The sequence below is a fragment of the Pseudomonas sp. P1_F7 genome (assembly GCF_056405655.1).
The window spans coordinates 87,552-105,225 of record NZ_JBFUBR010000008.1 but is presented as its reverse complement, the minus strand read 5'-3'; the positions used below and the strand labels follow the sequence as shown (position 1 = coordinate 105,225).

The window sequence follows — 17,674 nt, the reverse complement described above, 5'->3', positions numbered from 1 at the left end:
GTTCCGGAGAATTTGAAGAAGCTGATGGCGGCTTCTAGGGCGAGTTGGTTTTCGTTGAGCTTGTATGGCAGGGAAGGGAGCAGATCAGAGTTTGGCATCGCGAAATACTCCGTGGAGATTTCAGCGTAGCAGTCGTCAATCGTAGGGGAGGGAAGAAAGGTAGGGGCTACAGGACGCCGGGGAGGGGCCGAAAATGGCACAGATCCTCTTGAGCGTCGGCAAGCACGCCGGCGTTTTTGCACCTGTCCTCAACACGGCCCTGCGCAGTTTTTTATGCCTGGCGCAAAGCATGGGAGAGCGACGCACTTAGCGTCGAAGACGTATTTTCTGCCAGTTGTCTTCACTGGTAAACGTTCCTGTATCGCCCCAAAAAATAAAGCGGGTCGCTCGATACAGTGCTGTTGGGCGCGAACAGTGCAGCCCGCGTAGTTTGTGATAAGCCCATTTCCATCCGTGCTTTGATGCGCTGCTCATATTTTTCCCTAGATCAATATGATCCATTTGCCTGATGGCATCCGGTAGATAATTAACGGCCAACAGTTGCTTTACGACGTAAAAAAAATGCTCATCCTGGGCGAGGGCGTTTCCCTCCTCCAAAATTGCTCCCCCTTAGTCAACATCAGAAAGATTTAGATCCCCCGACGCCGGTTTAATTGCCGGTTTTTTTTCGCCCGGAGAAAAGTGAATGCCCATCACCAATCAGCTGCTGCTGCAGATCCTCCCGAACGCCGGCCCAGTTGCCGGCGTTTTTGTGTCCGCGCTGAATGATGCGATGGCACGCTTCAAGATCGACACTCGCCTGCGCGTGGCGGCTTTTCTCGCTCAGGTCGGGCATGAGTCCGGCCAACTGCGCACTCTGGTCGAAAACCTGAACTACAGCGCTGAGGGCTTAATCCGGACCTGGCCGAAGCGCTTCAACCTGCTGACGGCTACCGCTGCCGCCCGCAAACCCGAGCAGATCGCGAACATCGTCTACGCCTCGTGCCTGGGCAACGGGCCGGCCGTGACGGGCGACGGCTGGCGGTACCGGGGCATGGGATTGATTCAGGTCACTGGCTGGGTCAACTATCAGGCATGTGGATCAGCCCTGAGCCTGGACCTGCTGACCAAGCCAGAATTGCCGGAGCAGCCGATCTATGCTGCGCTATCTGCCGTCTGGTTCTGGGCGAGCAATGGCCTGAGTGAGCTGGCGGACGCCGGAAGGTTCGGGGCGATCACCCGGAAGGTAAATGGTGGCTTGAATGGCCAGGCCGATCGGCTGGCTATTTATGAGCGTGCATTGAAAGTGTTGCCTATATAAAGGAAGGAATTGTGTTCGGTCGGCAGGGCGCCTCGGATGGGGGCGGTACTGTAGAAATATACAACGCTAAGTTATTGATTTTTATAGGGTGATGTTGCGGTTTTGCGGTCCATTAAAAACGCCATATATTCCTTGTAGATCAATTGCTTACGTCGGTTTCTGGATCACCTTGACATAGTGGGGGTCTAAGCGACCGGCGCCCAAGGATTAGGTGCAGGCAGACATTGCAATTACTTGCTTTTTGGAGGCCAACTGCTGCGGGCGCCGCCAGATTTTTCCCTGTGGCGCTGGGTCCATTTATGAGATCAGGGGCTTTAGCTCCGCCTGCTTCCAACACACTATAATTACTGCAATACCCTTAATCCCTAACCGCCCTCAGGGATTATCCTTTCAAAGGAGCATGATCGTGAAACAGCTCCTGGCCTTAGTCCTCGCGACCTCCATCAGCCTGCCTCTGATGGCTGCTGAGACCGCCCCTGCGGCCAGCGCCGCAGTGCCCAGCGCTACCTCAAGCCTGACGCTGTCGACTCCACTCGTCGGTGGCGTAACGGTTGGCACTGGCCTGGCAATTAGCGCCGGTGTTATCGCTGCTGGTGTCGCCATCTCCAGCGGCGGCGGTAGTGGTGGCAACGACGCCACCCCGGGCACCGGCGGCACTTCAGGTACCAGCGGAACTACTGGCACCACCGGCACCACCCGGTAACAGCCCCCTTGTTGATGTCGCATGGCGTTAACTGACTCGGTCAGTTGCAATTGGGGGTTCCAAAGGTCTGTATCGGTGGCGCGCAGAGCACATCATATGTGGCGAGGGGGATCGCGATCAGCTCGGCTCCTACGAAAATAACCTACTGCCGGCGCCCAAGGATTAGGCGCCGCATTGGGAGTCAGGTTGTTCGTTCGGCAGGACGCCGGAGAGGGGGAGGCACGCTGACATAAAGCTGTCATTGCATAGCCAAACTGAGCCATACAAACCCCAAAGAGGGTTTTTTGAGGGCCTGAAAGCCGTAGCCTGCGCGGCCCTCAGGGTTGCCCTTCAAGATGATGAACCTGGATCGCTTCGATCTGGCGTGATCCAAAAAGCCTGACATTGCCGCGACCTGAGTGAGATCGGGTCGCGGTCACTTCATCTGCACGTTGCGGTCAGTGTTCGATGTCCGCGTCTTCTACCGTTTTTTCGGCGCTGGCAGGCCAGGCATTAATCACCGATTGCAGGAACTGCTCCGATAATCGAGGGTTGTCCAAGGCTCTGGCGATCAGTATGGCCCCGGTGATCGATGACAGGATGCGCAAGGCTTCCTGGTGCTTTTCATCATCGGTTTCGCCGTCGACCAATGGCATCAGCGTTTCGATCAGGGTCTGCACGCCTTGGGTGAACGAGTGGCTGACGGCACCGCCGTTGCGCGCGACATCGGCCCCCAGGGCAGGGATCGGGCAGCCTTCGGTCCAGTTGCTCAAGTGGCTTTGAGTCAAGTAACCCTTGAGCAGTTCGGGGATGGATTTAGCCGCTCGCCAGTCTTCGATGTTGGTTTCGAACGTGCGGCTGACCGCCTCTGACGCCAACTGCTCCTTGCCACCGGGGAACTGGCCGTAGAAGCCGCCGTGGGTCAGGCCCACCGAGCGGGAAAGTTCGCCGATACCGATGCCATCAATGCCTTTTTCCCGGTACATCTTCGAGGCCGCGCCGAGGATCGCTTCCTTGTTGGCCGCAGCCTGGTCTTTCGTCACTTTCATGAGTGGGTCCTGTCATCCGATGAGCGCCCTGGCAAATTTTTGCCGGGGGGGTAGTAATTATGATGATCATAATATAAATTCGCGGCAATGGTTTTGCAGGCCCCGAGACCGTGGCTCAAGTCAAAACACCTCACAGGGTGCCGACCCATGAAACGTAATGATCTGCGCAATATCGACCTTAATTTGCTGGTGGTTTTCGAGGCGCTTATTCAGGAGCGCAATGTCACTCGGGCTGCAGAAAGGCTTGCCCTGGGCCAACCCGCGGTCAGCGGCGCATTGAGTCGATTGCGTACGCTGTTCAACGACCCTCTGTTTAAACGCATTGGCCACAAAATGGAACCGACCACCCGAGCCTTGCAGGTGGCGCAAACGCTTGGGCCCGCATTGGACTCCATTTGTTCCGTCGTCAGTCTGACGGACTCCAATAAAAACCCTGTTAATTCATAGGCCTGATCTGAACATTCGTTTTTTTTGCCCTTAAACATGATAGTCATCATTAATGATGATAGCCAAGTTCACTCCGTTCAATTCGTCGCTGCCCCCTGTGCGGCCGAGAATTATCCAACCCCTAAACCGTCAGGCGGACACTACCCATGGAACAGTCACTCAAACCTTTGCGTTATCCCCTTGCTGTCCTGACCCTGGCGGCCATCACGGCCTGCGGTCACGCACCCGATGCCGCCCAGGCTCCGGGTGCGCCGCCTGTCACGGTCGCCAAAGTGCTTGAGCAACCCATCACTGAATGGGATGAGGTCACCGCCCGTCTGGAAGCGCCGGAAACCGTCGTGGTTCGCCCGCGGGTTTCGGGGCAGATCGATCGTGTCGCTTTCACTGACGGCGAGTCGGTAAAGAAAGGGGATTTGCTGTTCCAGATTGATCCACGTCCGTTCGAACATGAAGTGCATCGCCTCGAAGCGCAGTTGCAGCAAACGCGCGCCACGCTGGTTCGAACTGGCAATGAAGCACAGCGTGGCCAGCGTCTGCTGAGCAGCAATGCCATCTCTGCAGAACTGGCCGACACGCGCACCACCACCGCCCAGGAAGCCAAGGCTGCCGTCGATGCCGTGCAGGCACAACTCGATCTGGCACGCCTGAACCTGAGTTTCACCCGCGTCACCGCGCCGATCAGCGGCCGGGTCAGCCGTGCCGAAATCACCGCCGGTAACATCGTCACCGCCGACACTTCGGCGCTGACCAGCGTGGTCTCCACCGACAAGGTCTACGCCTATTTCGACGCCGACGAACGCCTGTTCCTCAAGTACGGCCAGCTCTCCCGTCAAGGCCGGCGCAGTCAATCCACGCCGGTGTACATGGGCTTGTCGAACGAGGAGGGCAATAGCCACCTGGGGCAGATGAACTTCGTCGACAACCAGGTCAATCCCAAGACCGGCACCATCCGTGGCCGCGCGGTGTTCGATAACGCCGATGGCCAATACACCCCGGGGCTGTACGCCCGATTGAAACTGGTGGGCAGCGCAGCCTATGCCGGCCTGCTGATCAAGGACGAGGCCGTGGGCACCGACCTGGGCAAGAGGTTCGTGCTGGTGATCGACCAGGACAACAAGGCCGTGTACCGCAGCGTCGATCTGGGGCCGAAGCTCGAAGGCTTGCGCATCGTGCGCAGCGGTTTGCAGAAAGAAGACCGCATCGTCATCAACGGTCTGCAACGGGTTCGTCCCGGCGCGGTGGTCGCGCCTCAGGATGCGCCGATGGCCGATGCGCAAACCGTTGCCACCCTGGCCCGTCAACGTCAGGCCATCGAGGCGGGTAATCAGCCCGTCGCTCCGTCCCCGGCACTGGTGAAAACGGATGCAACCGTTTCGCCTCGCGGATAAAGGAACACCGTCATGAAGTTCTCCCAGTTCTTTATCACGCGGCCAATCTTCGCCGCAGTGCTGTCGCTGCTGATCCTGATCGCCGGTGCGATCGCGCTGTTCCAGTTGCCGATCAGCGAATACCCCGAGGTGGTGCCACCGACCGTCGTCATCCACGCCAACTACCCGGGTGCCAACCCCAAGGTGATTGGCGAAACCGTTGCCGCGCCACTCGAGCAAGCCATCACCGGCGTCGAGAACATGCTGTACATGTATTCGCAGTCCACCGCCGATGGCCGGCTCACGCTGACCGTGACCTTCGCCCTCGGCACCGACCTGGACAACGCCCAGGTGCAGGTGCAAAACCGTGTCACGCGCACCGAGCCGAAACTTCCCGAAGAAGTGACGCGCATCGGTATCACCGTGGACAAGGCGTCGCCCGAGTTGACGATGGTGGTGCACCTGACCTCGCCGGACAAGCGCTACGACATGCTGTACCTGTCCAACTACGCGATCCTCAACGTCAAGGATGAGCTGTCGCGCCTGAACGGTATCGGTGACGTGAAGATGTTCGGTATCGGCGACTACTCGCTGCGTATCTGGCTCGATCCGAACAAGACCGCTTCACGCAACCTGACCGCGACTGACGTGGTCAACGCGGTCCGTGAACAGAACCGTCAGGTCGCTGCTGGCCAACTGGGCGCACCGCCTGCGCCCAACGCCACGAGTTTCCAGATGTCGATCAACTCCCAGGGGCGACTGGTCACCGAGGAGGAGTTCGAGAACGTGATTGTCCGCAGTGGTCCGGACGGCGAGATCACTCGCCTCAAGGACATTGCGCGGATTGAACTCGGCTCCAACCAGTACGCCCTGCGTGCCTTGCTCAATAACCAGGAAGCGGTGGCGATGCCGATCTTCCAGCGCCCGGGTTCCAATGCGATCGACGTCTCCGATCAGGTGCGGGCGAAGATGGCCGAGCTGAAGAAGAACTTCCCGGAAGGCATGGACTACGAGATCGTCTACGACCCGACCATCTTCGTGCGCAGTTCGATCGAGGCGGTGGTTCACACGCTGTTCGAAGCGCTGATTCTGGTGGTGCTGGTGGTGATCCTGTTCCTGCAAACCTGGCGCGCTTCGATCATTCCACTGGTTGCCGTACCGGTGTCGTTGATCGGCACCTTTGCCGTGATGCACCTGTTCGGTTTCTCGCTCAATGCCCTGTCGCTGTTCGGTCTGGTGCTGGCCATCGGGATCGTGGTCGATGATGCGATCGTGGTGGTGGAGAACGTCGAGCGCAACATCGAATTGGGCCTCGAGCCGATCGAGGCCACCAAGAAAGCCATGGGCGAGGTGACCGGGCCGATCATCGCCACCGCGTTGGTGTTGTGCGCGGTGTTCGTGCCCGCAGCATTTATCTCCGGTTTGACGGGCCAGTTCTACAAGCAATTCGCCCTGACCATTGCCATCTCGACGGTGATCTCGGCGTTCAACTCCTTGACCCTGTCGCCGGCATTGGCCGCGGTATTGCTCAAGGCCCATGGCGCGCCGAAAGACCGGTTCTCCAAAGTGCTGGATCGCCTGTTCGGTGGCTGGCTGTTCAAACCCTTCAACCGCGTATTCGAAAAGGCCAGCCACGGCTATGTGGTTGCCGTCGCCAAGGTCATTCGTGGCAGCAGCGTGGCCTTGCTGGTGTATGCCGGGCTGATCGCCATGACGTACATGGGCTTCAGCACCACGCCGACCGGTTTCGTGCCGACCCAGGATAAAAAATACCTGGTGACCTTCGCGCAACTGCCGGACGCCGCCAGCCTTGATCGCTCGGAGTCGGTGATCCGGCGCATGAGCAGCATCGCCATGAACGAGCCAGGCTTTGACAGCGCGGTGGCATTCCCGGGGCTGTCGATCAATGGCTTCACCAACAGCCCGAACGCCGGTATCGCCTTCATCGGTTTGCGGCCCTTCGATGAGCGCAAAGACCCGAGTCTGTCGGCAAAGGCGATTTCCGCTTCACTGAACGCCAAGTTCGGCAGCATTCAGGACGCCTACATCGCCGTGTTCCCGCCACCGCCCGTTCAAGGCTTGGGCACCATCGGTGGTTTCAAACTGCAGATCGAAGACCGCGGCAACCTGGGCTATGAAGCCCTGTACAAAGAGACTATGAACGTCATCGCCAAGAGCCGCAGCGTTCCGGAGCTGGCCAATCTGTTCACCAGCTTCACGGTGAACGTACCGCAGGTCGACGCCGCTATCGACCGGGAAAAAGCCAAGACCCACGGCGTGGCCGTCAGCGATATTTTCGATACGTTACAGGTGTACCTGGGCTCGTTGTATGCCAACGACTTCAACCGTTTCGGCCGCACCTATCAGGTCAACGTTCAGGCTGACCAGCAATTCCGCCTGGAACCGGAGCAGATCGGCCAGTTGAAGGTGCGTAACGACCATGGAGAAATGATTCCGCTCGCCACGTTCATCAAGGTCAGCCCGACGTCGGGGCCTGATCGGGTCATGCACTACAACGGCTTCATCAGTGCGGAAATCAACGGTGCGGCGGCTCCCGGCTTCAGCTCCGGCCAGGCCCAGAAAGCCATCGAGAAACTGCTCAAGGAAGAACTGCCCAACGGCATGACCTACGAGTGGACCGACCTGACCTACCAGCAGATCTTGTCCGGCGACACCGCGTTGCTGGTGTTCCCGCTCTGCGTCCTGTTGGCGTTCCTGGTACTGGCCGCGTTGTATGAAAGCTGGAGCCTGCCACTGGCGGTGATCCTGATCGTACCGATGACCCTGTTGTCGGCAATTGCCGGGGTGATCCTTTCCAAGGGCGACAACAACATCTTCACCCAAATCGGCCTGATCGTGCTGGTGGGCCTGGCGTGCAAGAACGCGATCCTGATCGTCGAGTTCGCCAAGGACCGGCAGGACCAGGGCCTGTCACCGCTGGATGCGGTGCTCGACGCTTGCCGCATGCGTCTGCGACCGATCCTGATGACCTCGATCGCTTTCATCATGGGCGTGATTCCGTTGGTGACTTCCACCGGAGCCGGTTCGGAAATGCGTCGTGCCATGGGCGTCGCGGTGTTCTCCGGAATGCTCGGGGTGACCTTCTTCGGCTTGCTGCTGACGCCGGTGTTCTTCGTCCTCATTCGTCGCTACATCGAACGTAAAACCGCGCGCAAGGCGGCCCGGGTTCACGCGCTCAACGTTATTGATTCGGAGGCACACTGATGAACGCTTACAAGCTGTTTTTACCGAGTCTGTTGGTCACCGCGTTGGCGGCATGCACAGTCGGGCCGGATTATAAAACCCCGGACACGGCACCTGCCCATGTTGTCTCGGCACAAGGGGTCAACTACGATCGGACTCGTTTCGAAACGGTGTGGTGGCAGCAGTTCGATGACCCCACGCTGAACCAGTTGGTCGGCAAAGCGCTCAATGGCAACCGCGATTTGCGTGTGGCCTTCGCCCGCTGGAAAGCCGCCCGGGCCATCCGCGATGACATCAGCAACGACAATTTGCCGGTGGTCACCAGCCGGGTCAGCAGCCAGCAGGGCAAGGCTCAAGTGCCGGGGCAAACCGTGAATCGGGTCAACACCGAACGCTACGATCTGGGCCTGGACATGGCCTGGGAGATCGACCTGTTCGGGCGCATCCAGCGCGAACTGGAATCCAGCGATGCCCGGGAGGACGCCGCGGCGGCGGATCTGTATCAACTGCGGGTGACCATGATCGCCGAACTGGTGGATGCCTATGGTCAGCTGCGTGGTGCGCAACTGCGGGAAAAAATCGCCCTGGCCAACCTCAAGAACCAAAGCGAATCGCGCGCCGTGACGGTGAGCCTGCGTGACGCTGGCGTGGGCAACGAACTCGACGTGGTGCGTGCCGATGCCCGGTTGGCGGCCGTCGAGGCGAGCGTGCCACAACTGCAGGCGGAACAGGTACGCGACAAAAACCGCATCGCCACGCTGCTGGGCGAACGCCCGGACACGCTGAGCATCGACTTGAGTCCAAAGGATTTGCCGGCCATCGCCAAGTCGTTGCCGATTGGCGATCCCGGCGAACTGTTGCACCGGCGTCCGGATGTGCTCGCGGCGGAGCGCCGGTTGGCGGCTTCAACCGCCGATGTCGGCGTGGCCACCGCCGACCTGTTTCCACGGGTGAGTTTGAGTGGGTTCCTGGGGTTCATAGCGGGGCGTGGTTCGCAAATCGGTTCCAGTGCCGCCCGCGCCTGGAGCCTGGGGCCGAGCATCACCTGGGCCGCGTTTGACCTGGGCAGTGTGCGGGCGCGCATTCGTGGCGCGGATGCCGACGCCGAGGGTGCATTGGCGACCTATGAGCAACAGGTGTTGCTCGCCCTGGAAGAATCGGAAAACGCCTTCAGCGACTACGGCAAACGCCAGCAACGCCTGCTGTCGCTGATCAAGCAAAGTGAGTCGAGTCGAGCCGCGGCCGATCTGGCGGCGACGCAATACAAGGAAGGGGTGGTGGACTATCTGGTGTTGCTGGACGCACAACGTGAGCGCCTGAACGCCGAGGATGCCCAGGCGCTGGGTGAAACCGATCAGTACCGCGCCATTGTGGCGATCTACAAATCCTTGGGTGGCGGATGGGACAGCGGCGATACCCGGCTGGCGAAAAATAGCTGATGGACCCGGTGTTGTTGTAGGAGCGAGCTTGCTCGCGATGGTCGTTAACGAAAACGCGTGCTTGCTGGCTAAGCGCGGTGCCCTTGAGTCCATCGCGAGCAAGCTCGCTCCTACAGTTGTCGGTATGCCTTTTTTACTGCCCGTCCACAATGCACGGCAACCCCAAAGGATTACCCTCGCGCAGAGGCTCCGGCAGCAGGGCATCCGGAAATCCCTGGTAAGCCACCGGGCGCAGGAAGCGCTCGATGGCAGTCATGCCCACCGAAGTAAAACGACTGTCCGAAGTGGCCGGAAACGGTCCGCCATGCACGGTGGCGAAACACACTTCCTGCGGATGGGCGAAGGCATTGACCACGATGCGCCCGGTGCGTCGCTCCAGGGTTGGCAGCACGCGACGGGTCAGCGGCAAATCGTCCTGTTCAAGATGCAGGGTCGCGCTGAGTTGCCCCTTGAATGAGCGCGCGACCATCAACAATTCTTCTTCATCCCTGACCTTCACCAGCAGCGCGGACGGGCCGAATACCTCCTGTGCAAGCAACGGTTCGGCGAGAAAACGTTGGCCATCGACCTCGAACAGCGCCGAGCGGCCATCGACTTCTGCGGTGGATGTCGAGCCAATGGCGACGAGGCGGGCGCCGGCGTTTTCCATTGTGCACAGACCCTTCAGGTAAGCCCCATGGATGCCCGGTGTCAGCATCGTGCGTGCCGGTGCTTCGCTCACGCGTTTGCTCATGGCGTGGCGCAGTGCTTCAAACCCTGCACCTTCGACGGCAATCAGAATGGCCGGTTTGAGGCAGGCCTGCCCGACATTGACCAGCATGCGCTCAACAAAGCCATCGCCAATCTGCGCGCCGCGTTCGGCGAGTGCCTTTGGCAGGATGAAGGTCGGGTTGACGCTGGTCATTTCGGCGAAGACCGGAATCGGCTCGGGACGTAACTGCGCACGCCGATACAGCGCCATGCCACCTTGTTCGGAACCAGTGAAGGTCACAGCCTTGATCAGCGAATGATCGACCAGTGCTTCGCCAATGGCATTGCCGGAGCCACGCACCATCGAGAACACGCCTTCGGGCAATCCGCTGTCTTGCACCGCTTGGCGGATGGCGCGGGCCTGGATTTCCGAGGCGCCGGGATGCGCGTTGTGCGCCTTGAGAATCACGGTCGCGCCAGCCGCCAGCGCCGACGCGGTATCGCCGCCGGCCACCGAGTAGGCGATGGGGAAGTTGCTCGCGCCGAAGATCGCCACCGGGCCGATGGCGATTTTTTGCAGGCGATGGTCCATGCGCGGGCGTGGCTGGCGCTCCGGTTGTGCAGGATCGATGGCCAATTGCAGGAAACGCCCCGTGCGCACCACATCGGCGAATTGGCGAAACTGGGTGGCCGCTTTGATTGCCTCGCCTTCCAGTTGCGCTTGCGGCAGGCCGGTTTCCAGGGCCGCCCGTGCCGCCAGCGCTTCGCGAACGCTGTCGAGGTTGTCGGCGATGCGTTCGAGAAACGCCGCACGCACGGCGAGCGAGGTATGGCTGTAATCATCGATTGCTTCATCGGCCAGGGTCGCAGCCCGGTCGACGTCGGCCACGCTACCCAGCGCAAACGGCGGTTCAATCGCTTGGTTTGTCGCGGGATTGAGCGCCTTCAGGGTGCCTTCGCGGGCGGCGACATCGCTGGCGCCGATCAGCAGTTTGCCGGTCAACTGCATCACTCACCTCCCTGTGCCAGCGCGGCAACCAGTTCGTCGGTGGTCAGGATGGCATGAGCGAAAGTCGGGCCGTTCAACTCATGGGCCGAATGCATCATTTCCGGTTTGAAGGCGGCGGTCGCATCCCGTACCAGGGTGACGTGATAGCCGAGTTCCTGAGCGTAACGAGCGGTTGCCTCGATGCAGGTATTGGCCAGCAGGCCGACGATGATGACGTGGGTGATACCTTTCTGCTTGAGGCGGAAATCGAGGTCGGTATTGGCAAAACCGCTCGACCCCCAATGCTCCTGGACGACGATGTCGCCGTCCTTCGGCGCGAAGTCAGGGTGCCATTCACCGCCCCATTCCCCGCGTGCGAAGTGGTGCATATGCATGACCTTGCACTGGGTGGGACTCGGGTGATCCCAGTTTTCGTAGTCGCCTTTTTCCCAGCGGCGGTGCGGTACGATGACCACGGGGATGTTGAGCGCGCGAATGGTGCGATCAAGCGTACGCAGGTTGTCGAGCAGGCCGACTCGCTTGGCAATGGGCTCGATCAAGGGATAGATTTTTCCGCCATCCGACAGAAAGTCGTTGTAAGGGTCGACCAGCAGGTAGGCAGTCCGGTCAAGAGGGTAGGTGGCGTTGGGCATGGCGGTTCTCCGCAAGACAATCCGTGGATGGTGAAGTGTAGTTGCTCAGGATTTACGTTGATATGATAATCATAGTAACTAGGAAAGAGGCAATGCCGCATGTCGGTGAAAACAACCGTTTCTGAAACCCTGTGTCCGATTTCCCGGGCCGAAGCCGTCGTGGGCGACCGCTGGACGGTGTTGGTGCTGCGCGAGTTGTTCATGGGCAGTCATCGCTTTGACGACATCCAGGCGCAGACCGGCGGTACGCCGCAAATGGTCGCGGCGCGTTTGAAGAGCATGGAAGCGGACGGGCTCGTAGAGCGCCGCGCTTATAGCGAACGGCCAAAACGCTACGAATATCACCTCACGGAAAAAGGCGAGGCGTTCTACTCGGTGGTCCTGGCGCTGCGGGCCTGGGGTGAAACCTGGTGCAAGTCGCCTGAGGAAGGCCTGGCGGTGGTGTATACCCACCGCAGTTGTGGCGAGCCGGCCGGACTCGGGCCGCTTTGTGCGCATTGCGGGCAGCCCTTGCACCGCGCAGACCTGATCAGTGAACCGAGTGCCGCCTATGTCGCTGAACGCAGCGCCCGGCGCGACGCGTTCAAGGGCAGTCGCGGGGCGACGGGGGAATAAGGTCAACGACGTGCCCGCAGATGCGGGTTTGTATCCGCAGGTATCCGCAACGCCCGCCGTTACCCGGGCATACAAAACCGCCGTTTCCCGACACCCGGGCGATACACGGCGGCCTTCCAATGGAACCACCGGCATCGCGCCACTTTCGGCGCGGCCTGGCGTGGTTCAACTGGAGGAAAGACAATGTTGCGTACCCACACCCGTCACACCATCGGCAAGCTTGGTCTGGTTCTGGCCGCCGCCGGGCTCGCCACCTTCGCGAGCCTCTCTCAAGCCCAGGAAACACAGCCGGCCCCGGCAATGAAAAGCTGGCAGCAGGGCCTGCACCGCACGGACCTGGTACGCGAAGATTTGGGCGCCGCCGATCGCGAAGTCCTCCAGGTGCTCGTGGACTTCGATCCGGGTGTGACTTCGCCCAAACATGCTCACCCGGGTGTAGAGGTGGCGCACGTGATCAGCGGCACCTTTGAGTATCAGCTGGAAGGGCGGGCACCGGTGACGCTCAAGGCCGGCGATTCGTTGTACATCCCTGAAGGCGTCGCCCATGTGGCGAAGAACGTGGGCCAGGGCAAGGCCTCGGAGCTGGCGACCTACATCGTGAAGAAAGGCGAGTCGCTGCTGATCCTGAAGGAGTAGGCGAGGGCCGCCGGATCATTGCGAACTGCAAACCTCCCACACACAGCCGCGCAGCCAACGATGCGCCGGGTCGGCGTCCATGCGCGGGTGCCACAGCATCGAAACCGTGATCGGCGGCGTCGGGAACGGCAGGGCAAAGCAATGCATCCCCTGGCACAGGTTGCCGACGTGCCGCTGCGGTACGCTGGCGACCAGGTCTGAAGCCCGCGCCAATGCAATCGCCGAAGAGAAACCGGCGACGATGGTGATGATGTCCCGCTTCAGCCCCAGCTCATTCAAGGCGTCGTCCATGACGCCTTTTTCGTGGCCCCGGCGCGAAACCAGAATGTGCCGGGCCTCGGCATAACGAACAGGTGTCATCTCGCCTCGAGCCAGTGGATGGCCCTTGCGCACAACGCCAATGAACCGGTCACGAAACAGCATCCGGGTTCGCACTTCCGGGCTGGTCGATTCGCCGATCACACCGGTTTCCAGATCCACCGCGCCTTCGCGCAGCAGGGTGCTGTCCTTGTTCAGCTTCTGCACGAAATTCAGGCGGACACCGGGTGCCTCCTGGTGGATGCGGGCGATCAGTGGCGGTCCGAAATTTTCCACGAAGCCATCGCTGGTGCGCAGGGTGAAGGTGCGCGCCAGTTGATTGAGGTCGAGTGCCTCGGCGGGGCGCAGGATGGCTTCGGCGTCCTGCACGAGCACGCCGACCCGTTCACGCAGTTCCAGTGCCCGGGGCGTGGGAACGAGTCCGCGACCGGCACGCACCAAAAGTGGATCGCCCGTGGTTTCGCGCAACCGCGCCAGCGCCCGGCTCATGGCCGACGGGCTCAGGCGCAAACGCTGTGCGGCGCGGGCCACGCTGCCTTCTTCGAGCAACACGTTCAGGGTGATCAACAGATTCAGGTCTGGCATCAGAAATACCTGTGGGTAGATGGCGTTATATGCACGTATAAAGTGCAAATGCTGCGTCTTCCGCCATGTTATGGCTGGGCTTAGGCTCGGGACAACCTATTTGCGGAGTCGCGAGAAAATGAAGTCCATATCGATTCGGGGAGCCTTGGCCAGCCTGTCGTTATCCATGCTGCTGTCGTCCCTGGGCACCAGCATTGCCAATGTTGGGTTGCCGACACTGGCCGAGGCGTTTTCAGCGTCGTTCCAGGCTGTGCAGTGGGTGGTGCTCGCCTACTTGCTGAGCATCACGGCGCTGATCGTCAGCGTTGGCCGGCTCGGCGACCTAATGGGCCGGCGGCGATTGCTGCTGATCGGCATTGCCGTGTTTACCGTCGCCTCGATCCTGTGCGCCCTGGCCTCCAGTCTGTGGTTGCTGATTGCCGCCCGGGCCTTACAGGGCGTCGGCGCGGCCACCATGATGGCGCTGACCATGGCGCTGGTGAGCGAGGCGGTGCCCAAGGAAAAAATGGGCAGCGCGATGGGCGTGCTCGGCACGATGTCGGCGATGGGCACTTGCCTGGGGCCGACGCTTGGCGGCGTGTTGATTGCCCAGGTGGGCTGGCAGGGGATTTTTCTGCTCAACGTTCCGTTGGGTGTGTTGGCCATGGGACTGGCCTGGCACTTTTTGCCGGTTGATCGCCGCGAGATGAAAGCCACTCGGCCAGGCTTCGACGTACTCGGCACGCTGGTGTTGGTCCTGACGTTGTTGGCTTACGCACTGGCTATGACCCTCGGACGCGGCAGCTTCGGCCCGCTCAATACGGCGCTGCTGCTGGTCGCGGTGATCGGGCTGATTCTGTTCGTGTTCGTCGAGCAGACGGCCGCGTCGCCGCTGGTCAAACTGGCGATGTTGCGCACTCCGCTGCTGAGCGCAGGGTTCGCCATGAGCACCCTGGTGACCACGGTGGTCATGGCCACCCTGGTGGTCGGCCCGTTCTATCTGTCGGGTGCACTGGGTTTGAGCACGGCGAGTGTCGGACTGGCGATGTCGGCCGGCCCGCTGGTGGCGGCATTGGCCGGTGTGCCCTGCGGGCGGCTGGTCGACCGACTGGGAGCGCAGCGTTCAAGCGCTGTCGGGCTGATCGCCATGTTGACCGGCGCCTCCATCCTTCCTGCTGTGCCGATGAGCGTCGGCGTACTTGGCTACCTCATTCCGCTGGTGGTCCTCACGGCCGGATATGCGCTGTTCCAGGCGGCGAACAATACCGCCGTGATGGCAGATATTGAGTCGCAGCAGCGTGGTGTGGTTTCCGGGTTGCTCGGGTTGTCGCGCAATCTCGGGCTGATCACGGGCGCCTCGGTCATGGGCGCTGTGTTCGCCTTCGGCACGGCCAGCGACGATATTTTGCAGGCGCAACCTGAGGCCATCGCGCAGGGGATGCGGCTGACGTTCGCCGTTGCCGCCGGGTTGATCGTCATTGCGCTGGTGATTGGCGCGGTCAGCAAAATCGTTTCACGTCGCTTGATCGCGCCGTGCTGAAAAACGGCGCGACTGTCGTGAAAACGACCTGTTTGCGCTGAACGCGAAGCCTCGCGAGTTTTCTGTTGAACGAGTGTTCAGTCTGGACTATGTTGGGGGCCACCTTCCCCCGGCTGGTTGCGGGCTTGCGTTTCTTCAATTCGAACGAGGCACTGGCATGCGGTTTTCACCCTTTGTTGAACGGATCAGTGGCCAAGGCGTTGCCGCCTGGGATATCCACTACGCGGCCAGCGCGGCACAGCGCAAAGGCGAGGACGTGATCATCCTCAGCGTCGGCGACCCGGATTTCCCCACCCCTGATTTCATTACCGATGCCGCCATCCACGCCTTGCGTGAAGGGGATACCCACTACACCGAAATCGCCGGTCGCCAAGCCTTGCGCGAGGCCATTGCCGGCCGCTACAGCCAACTGATCGACCGCGAACTGCAGGCGTCGAACGTCATTCTCACGGCAGGTGCGCAGAACGCCTTGTTCGCCACCTCGATGTGCCTGCTCGGTGCCGGTGACGAAGTGATTGCCTTCGATCCGATGTACGTCACCTACGAAGCCACGCTCAAGGCATCCGGCGCCACGCTGGTGCGGGTGCCCTGCGCGGCGGACTCGGGTTTCCGCCTCGATGCCGCCGTGTTGGCCAAGGCCATTACCCCGCGCACCCGGGCGATTTTCTTCTCCAACCCGAACAATCCCACGGGCGTAGTGCTCAACCGCGAAGAGCTGCAAGCCATCGCCGACCTCGCCATCGCCCATGACCTGTGGGTGGTGGTGGACGAGGTCTACGAGAGCCTCGCCTACGAGCGTGAACACCAAAGCCTGGCGGCGTTGCCGGGCATGGCCGAGCGCTGCGTGGTGATCGGCAGCCTGTCGAAATCCCATGCCATGACCGGTTGGCGCACCGGCTGGGTCGTGGCCAATGAAGCCTTGGTCAATCATGTCGAAACCCTGGTGCTGAGCATGCTGTACGGCTTGCCCGGGTTTGTCATGGAAGCGGCGCTCAAGGCCGTGCAGTCCCATGACGAAGTCACCCACGGCATGCGCGAGATCTATCGTCGGCGCCGCGATCTGGTGGTGTCCGGCCTGGCGGATTGCCCGGGCATCAGCGTGCTCAACCCCGATGCCGGCATGTTCGTGCTGGTGGACGTGCGCGGCACCGGCCTGACCTCGCTGGAATTCGCCTGGCGCCTGCTGCGCGAAGCCGGTGTCTCGGTGCTGGATGCGGCGGCATTCGGCGAACCGGCCCAAGGGTTTGTACGGCTGTCGTTCACCCTCAGTGACGAGCGCCTGGCCCAGGCCTGTCAGCGCATTCGCGGCTTTGTCCAGGTGCTCAACGGTGAAGCGCCGCGGCCGGTGATCGGCACGGTGACCAGCACCGCGACCGTCGAACCGGTCGCCGCCAAAACCATGATTGAAGTCGATGGCCTGCACAAACGCTTCGGCAATATCGAAGTGCTCAAGGGCGTTTCCCTGACTGCCCGCGAGGGCGACGTGATCTCCCTGATCGGTGCCAGCGGCTCGGGCAAAAGTACCTTGCTGCGCTGCATCAACATGCTCGAAGTGCCGGACCAGGGGCGCATCCTGGTCGATGGCGAAAGCATTCACCTTAACCAGAATCGTCCCGGCGCACCGCTGGTGTCGGACGCCAAACAACTGGTGCGCATCCGTTCCAGCCTGGGCATGGTGTTTCAGAACTTCAACCTCTGGCCCCATCGCACGGTGCTGGAAAACCTTATCGAAGCGCCGACCCAGGTCCTGCGTGAAAGCCGTGCGGAGGCCACTGAACGGGCCGAAGCCCTGCTCGAACGCGTCGGGCTTGCGGCCAAGCGCAACGAGTACCCGGCGTTTCTCTCCGGGGGACAGCAACAACGGGTGGCCATCGCCCGGGCCCTGGCCATGCGGCCCAAGGTCATGCTGTTCGATGAACCCACCTCGGCACTCGACCCGGAACTGGTCGGGGAAGTGCTGCGGGTGATCCGCTCCCTCGCCGAAGAAGGCCGGACCATGATCCTGGTGACTCATGAAATGGCGTTCGCACGCGATGTCTCATCCAAAGTCGCCTTTTTGCATCAAGGGCTGATCGAGGAAACCGGTTCGCCGGACGAAGTGTTCGTACACCCACGCAGCGAGCGTTGCCGACAATTCGTCAACGCTCATCAGACTCGCTAACTCATCATAAAAAGACGGGAA

Annotated in this window: 14 protein-coding genes; 10 read left to right on the top strand and 4 right to left on the bottom strand. The window is 61.0% G+C overall.

The window, feature by feature from the left end:
• Positions 1-685: 685 nt before the first annotated feature.
• Together AC1D1M_RS14080 and AC1D1M_RS14075 are read left to right on the top strand one after the other, a co-directional pair.
• On the top strand, positions 686-1,300 hold the full coding sequence (locus AC1D1M_RS14080; protein WP_477776091.1) for a glycoside hydrolase family 19 protein: 615 nt from the start codon (positions 686-688) through the stop codon (positions 1,298-1,300).
• 400 nt (positions 1,301-1,700) lie between these two features.
• Positions 1,701-2,003 carry a hypothetical protein gene (locus AC1D1M_RS14075; RefSeq protein WP_477776090.1) on the top strand — a complete coding sequence of 101 codons (303 nt, stop codon included), beginning with the start codon at positions 1,701-1,703 and terminating at the stop codon, positions 2,001-2,003.
• 437 nt (positions 2,004-2,440) lie between these two features.
• Here the strand turns inward: AC1D1M_RS14075 and AC1D1M_RS14070 are convergent, their stop codons facing one another.
• Positions 2,441-3,031, bottom strand: coding sequence for a TetR/AcrR family transcriptional regulator (locus AC1D1M_RS14070; RefSeq protein ID WP_477776089.1), 591 nt, complete (start codon positions 3,029-3,031; stop codon positions 2,441-2,443).
• Between the two features lie 147 nt (positions 3,032-3,178).
• Here AC1D1M_RS14070 and AC1D1M_RS14065 point away from each other — a divergent pair, with 147 nt between their 5' ends.
• The 4 genes from AC1D1M_RS14065 to AC1D1M_RS14050 all read left to right on the top strand — a co-directional run bounded on the left by AC1D1M_RS14065 (position 3,179) and on the right by AC1D1M_RS14050 (position 9,488).
• Complete coding sequence (locus AC1D1M_RS14065; protein WP_477776088.1) at positions 3,179-3,478, top strand: LysR family transcriptional regulator; 300 nt, start codon at positions 3,179-3,181, stop codon at positions 3,476-3,478.
• 146 nt (positions 3,479-3,624) lie between these two features.
• On the top strand, positions 3,625-4,866 hold the full coding sequence (mexE, locus tag AC1D1M_RS14060; protein ID WP_477776087.1) for a multidrug efflux RND transporter periplasmic adaptor subunit MexE: 1,242 nt from the start codon (positions 3,625-3,627) through the stop codon (positions 4,864-4,866).
• Positions 4,867-4,878: 12 nt separating this feature from the next.
• On the top strand, positions 4,879-8,070 hold the full coding sequence (locus AC1D1M_RS14055) for an efflux RND transporter permease subunit (RefSeq protein WP_477776086.1): 3,192 nt from the start codon (positions 4,879-4,881) through the stop codon (positions 8,068-8,070).
• Positions 8,070-9,488 (top strand): efflux transporter outer membrane subunit, encoded by a 1,419-nt coding sequence (locus AC1D1M_RS14050; RefSeq protein WP_477776085.1) that lies wholly within the window; start codon positions 8,070-8,072, stop codon positions 9,486-9,488. Before AC1D1M_RS14055 ends, AC1D1M_RS14050 begins: the two co-directional genes overlap by 1 nt.
• A gap of 133 nt (positions 9,489-9,621) precedes the next feature.
• Here AC1D1M_RS14050 and AC1D1M_RS14045 read toward each other — a convergent pair whose 3' ends face one another.
• Together AC1D1M_RS14045 and AC1D1M_RS14040 are read right to left on the bottom strand one after the other, a co-directional pair.
• Positions 9,622-11,187, bottom strand: a complete 1,566-nt coding sequence (locus AC1D1M_RS14045; protein WP_477776084.1) for an aldehyde dehydrogenase (NADP(+)) — start codon at positions 11,185-11,187, stop codon at positions 9,622-9,624.
• Positions 11,187-11,819, bottom strand: coding sequence for a cysteine hydrolase family protein (locus AC1D1M_RS14040; RefSeq protein ID WP_477776083.1), 633 nt, complete (start codon positions 11,817-11,819; stop codon positions 11,187-11,189). Before AC1D1M_RS14040 ends, AC1D1M_RS14045 begins: the two co-directional genes overlap by 1 nt.
• A gap of 99 nt (positions 11,820-11,918) precedes the next feature.
• Between AC1D1M_RS14040 and AC1D1M_RS14035 the strand changes: the two genes are divergently transcribed.
• Together AC1D1M_RS14035 and AC1D1M_RS14030 are read left to right on the top strand one after the other, a co-directional pair.
• Positions 11,919-12,434, top strand: a complete 516-nt coding sequence (locus AC1D1M_RS14035) for a winged helix-turn-helix transcriptional regulator (RefSeq protein ID WP_477776082.1) — start codon at positions 11,919-11,921, stop codon at positions 12,432-12,434.
• A 183-nt stretch (positions 12,435-12,617) separates the two neighbouring features.
• Positions 12,618-13,070, top strand: coding sequence for a cupin domain-containing protein (locus tag AC1D1M_RS14030; protein ID WP_477776081.1), 453 nt, complete (start codon positions 12,618-12,620; stop codon positions 13,068-13,070).
• Positions 13,071-13,085: 15 nt separating this feature from the next.
• On the opposite strand, the gene AC1D1M_RS14025 is transcribed toward AC1D1M_RS14030, so the two are convergent.
• A complete protein-coding gene (locus AC1D1M_RS14025; RefSeq protein ID WP_477776080.1) occupies positions 13,086-13,973 on the bottom strand; it encodes a LysR family transcriptional regulator in 888 nt (295 codons plus the stop codon).
• Between the two features lie 70 nt (positions 13,974-14,043).
• Here AC1D1M_RS14025 and AC1D1M_RS14020 point away from each other — a divergent pair, with 70 nt between their 5' ends.
• The gene (locus tag AC1D1M_RS14020; protein WP_477776079.1) at positions 14,044-15,492 is read left to right on the top strand and encodes an MFS transporter; all 1,449 of its coding nucleotides are present in this window, start codon (positions 14,044-14,046) and stop codon (positions 15,490-15,492) included.
• Between the two features lie 157 nt (positions 15,493-15,649).
• Entirely contained in the window at positions 15,650-17,653 is a 2,004-nt protein-coding gene (locus AC1D1M_RS14015; protein WP_477776078.1) for an aminotransferase class I/II-fold pyridoxal phosphate-dependent enzyme, read from the top strand.
• Positions 17,654-17,674 lie beyond the last annotated feature (21 nt).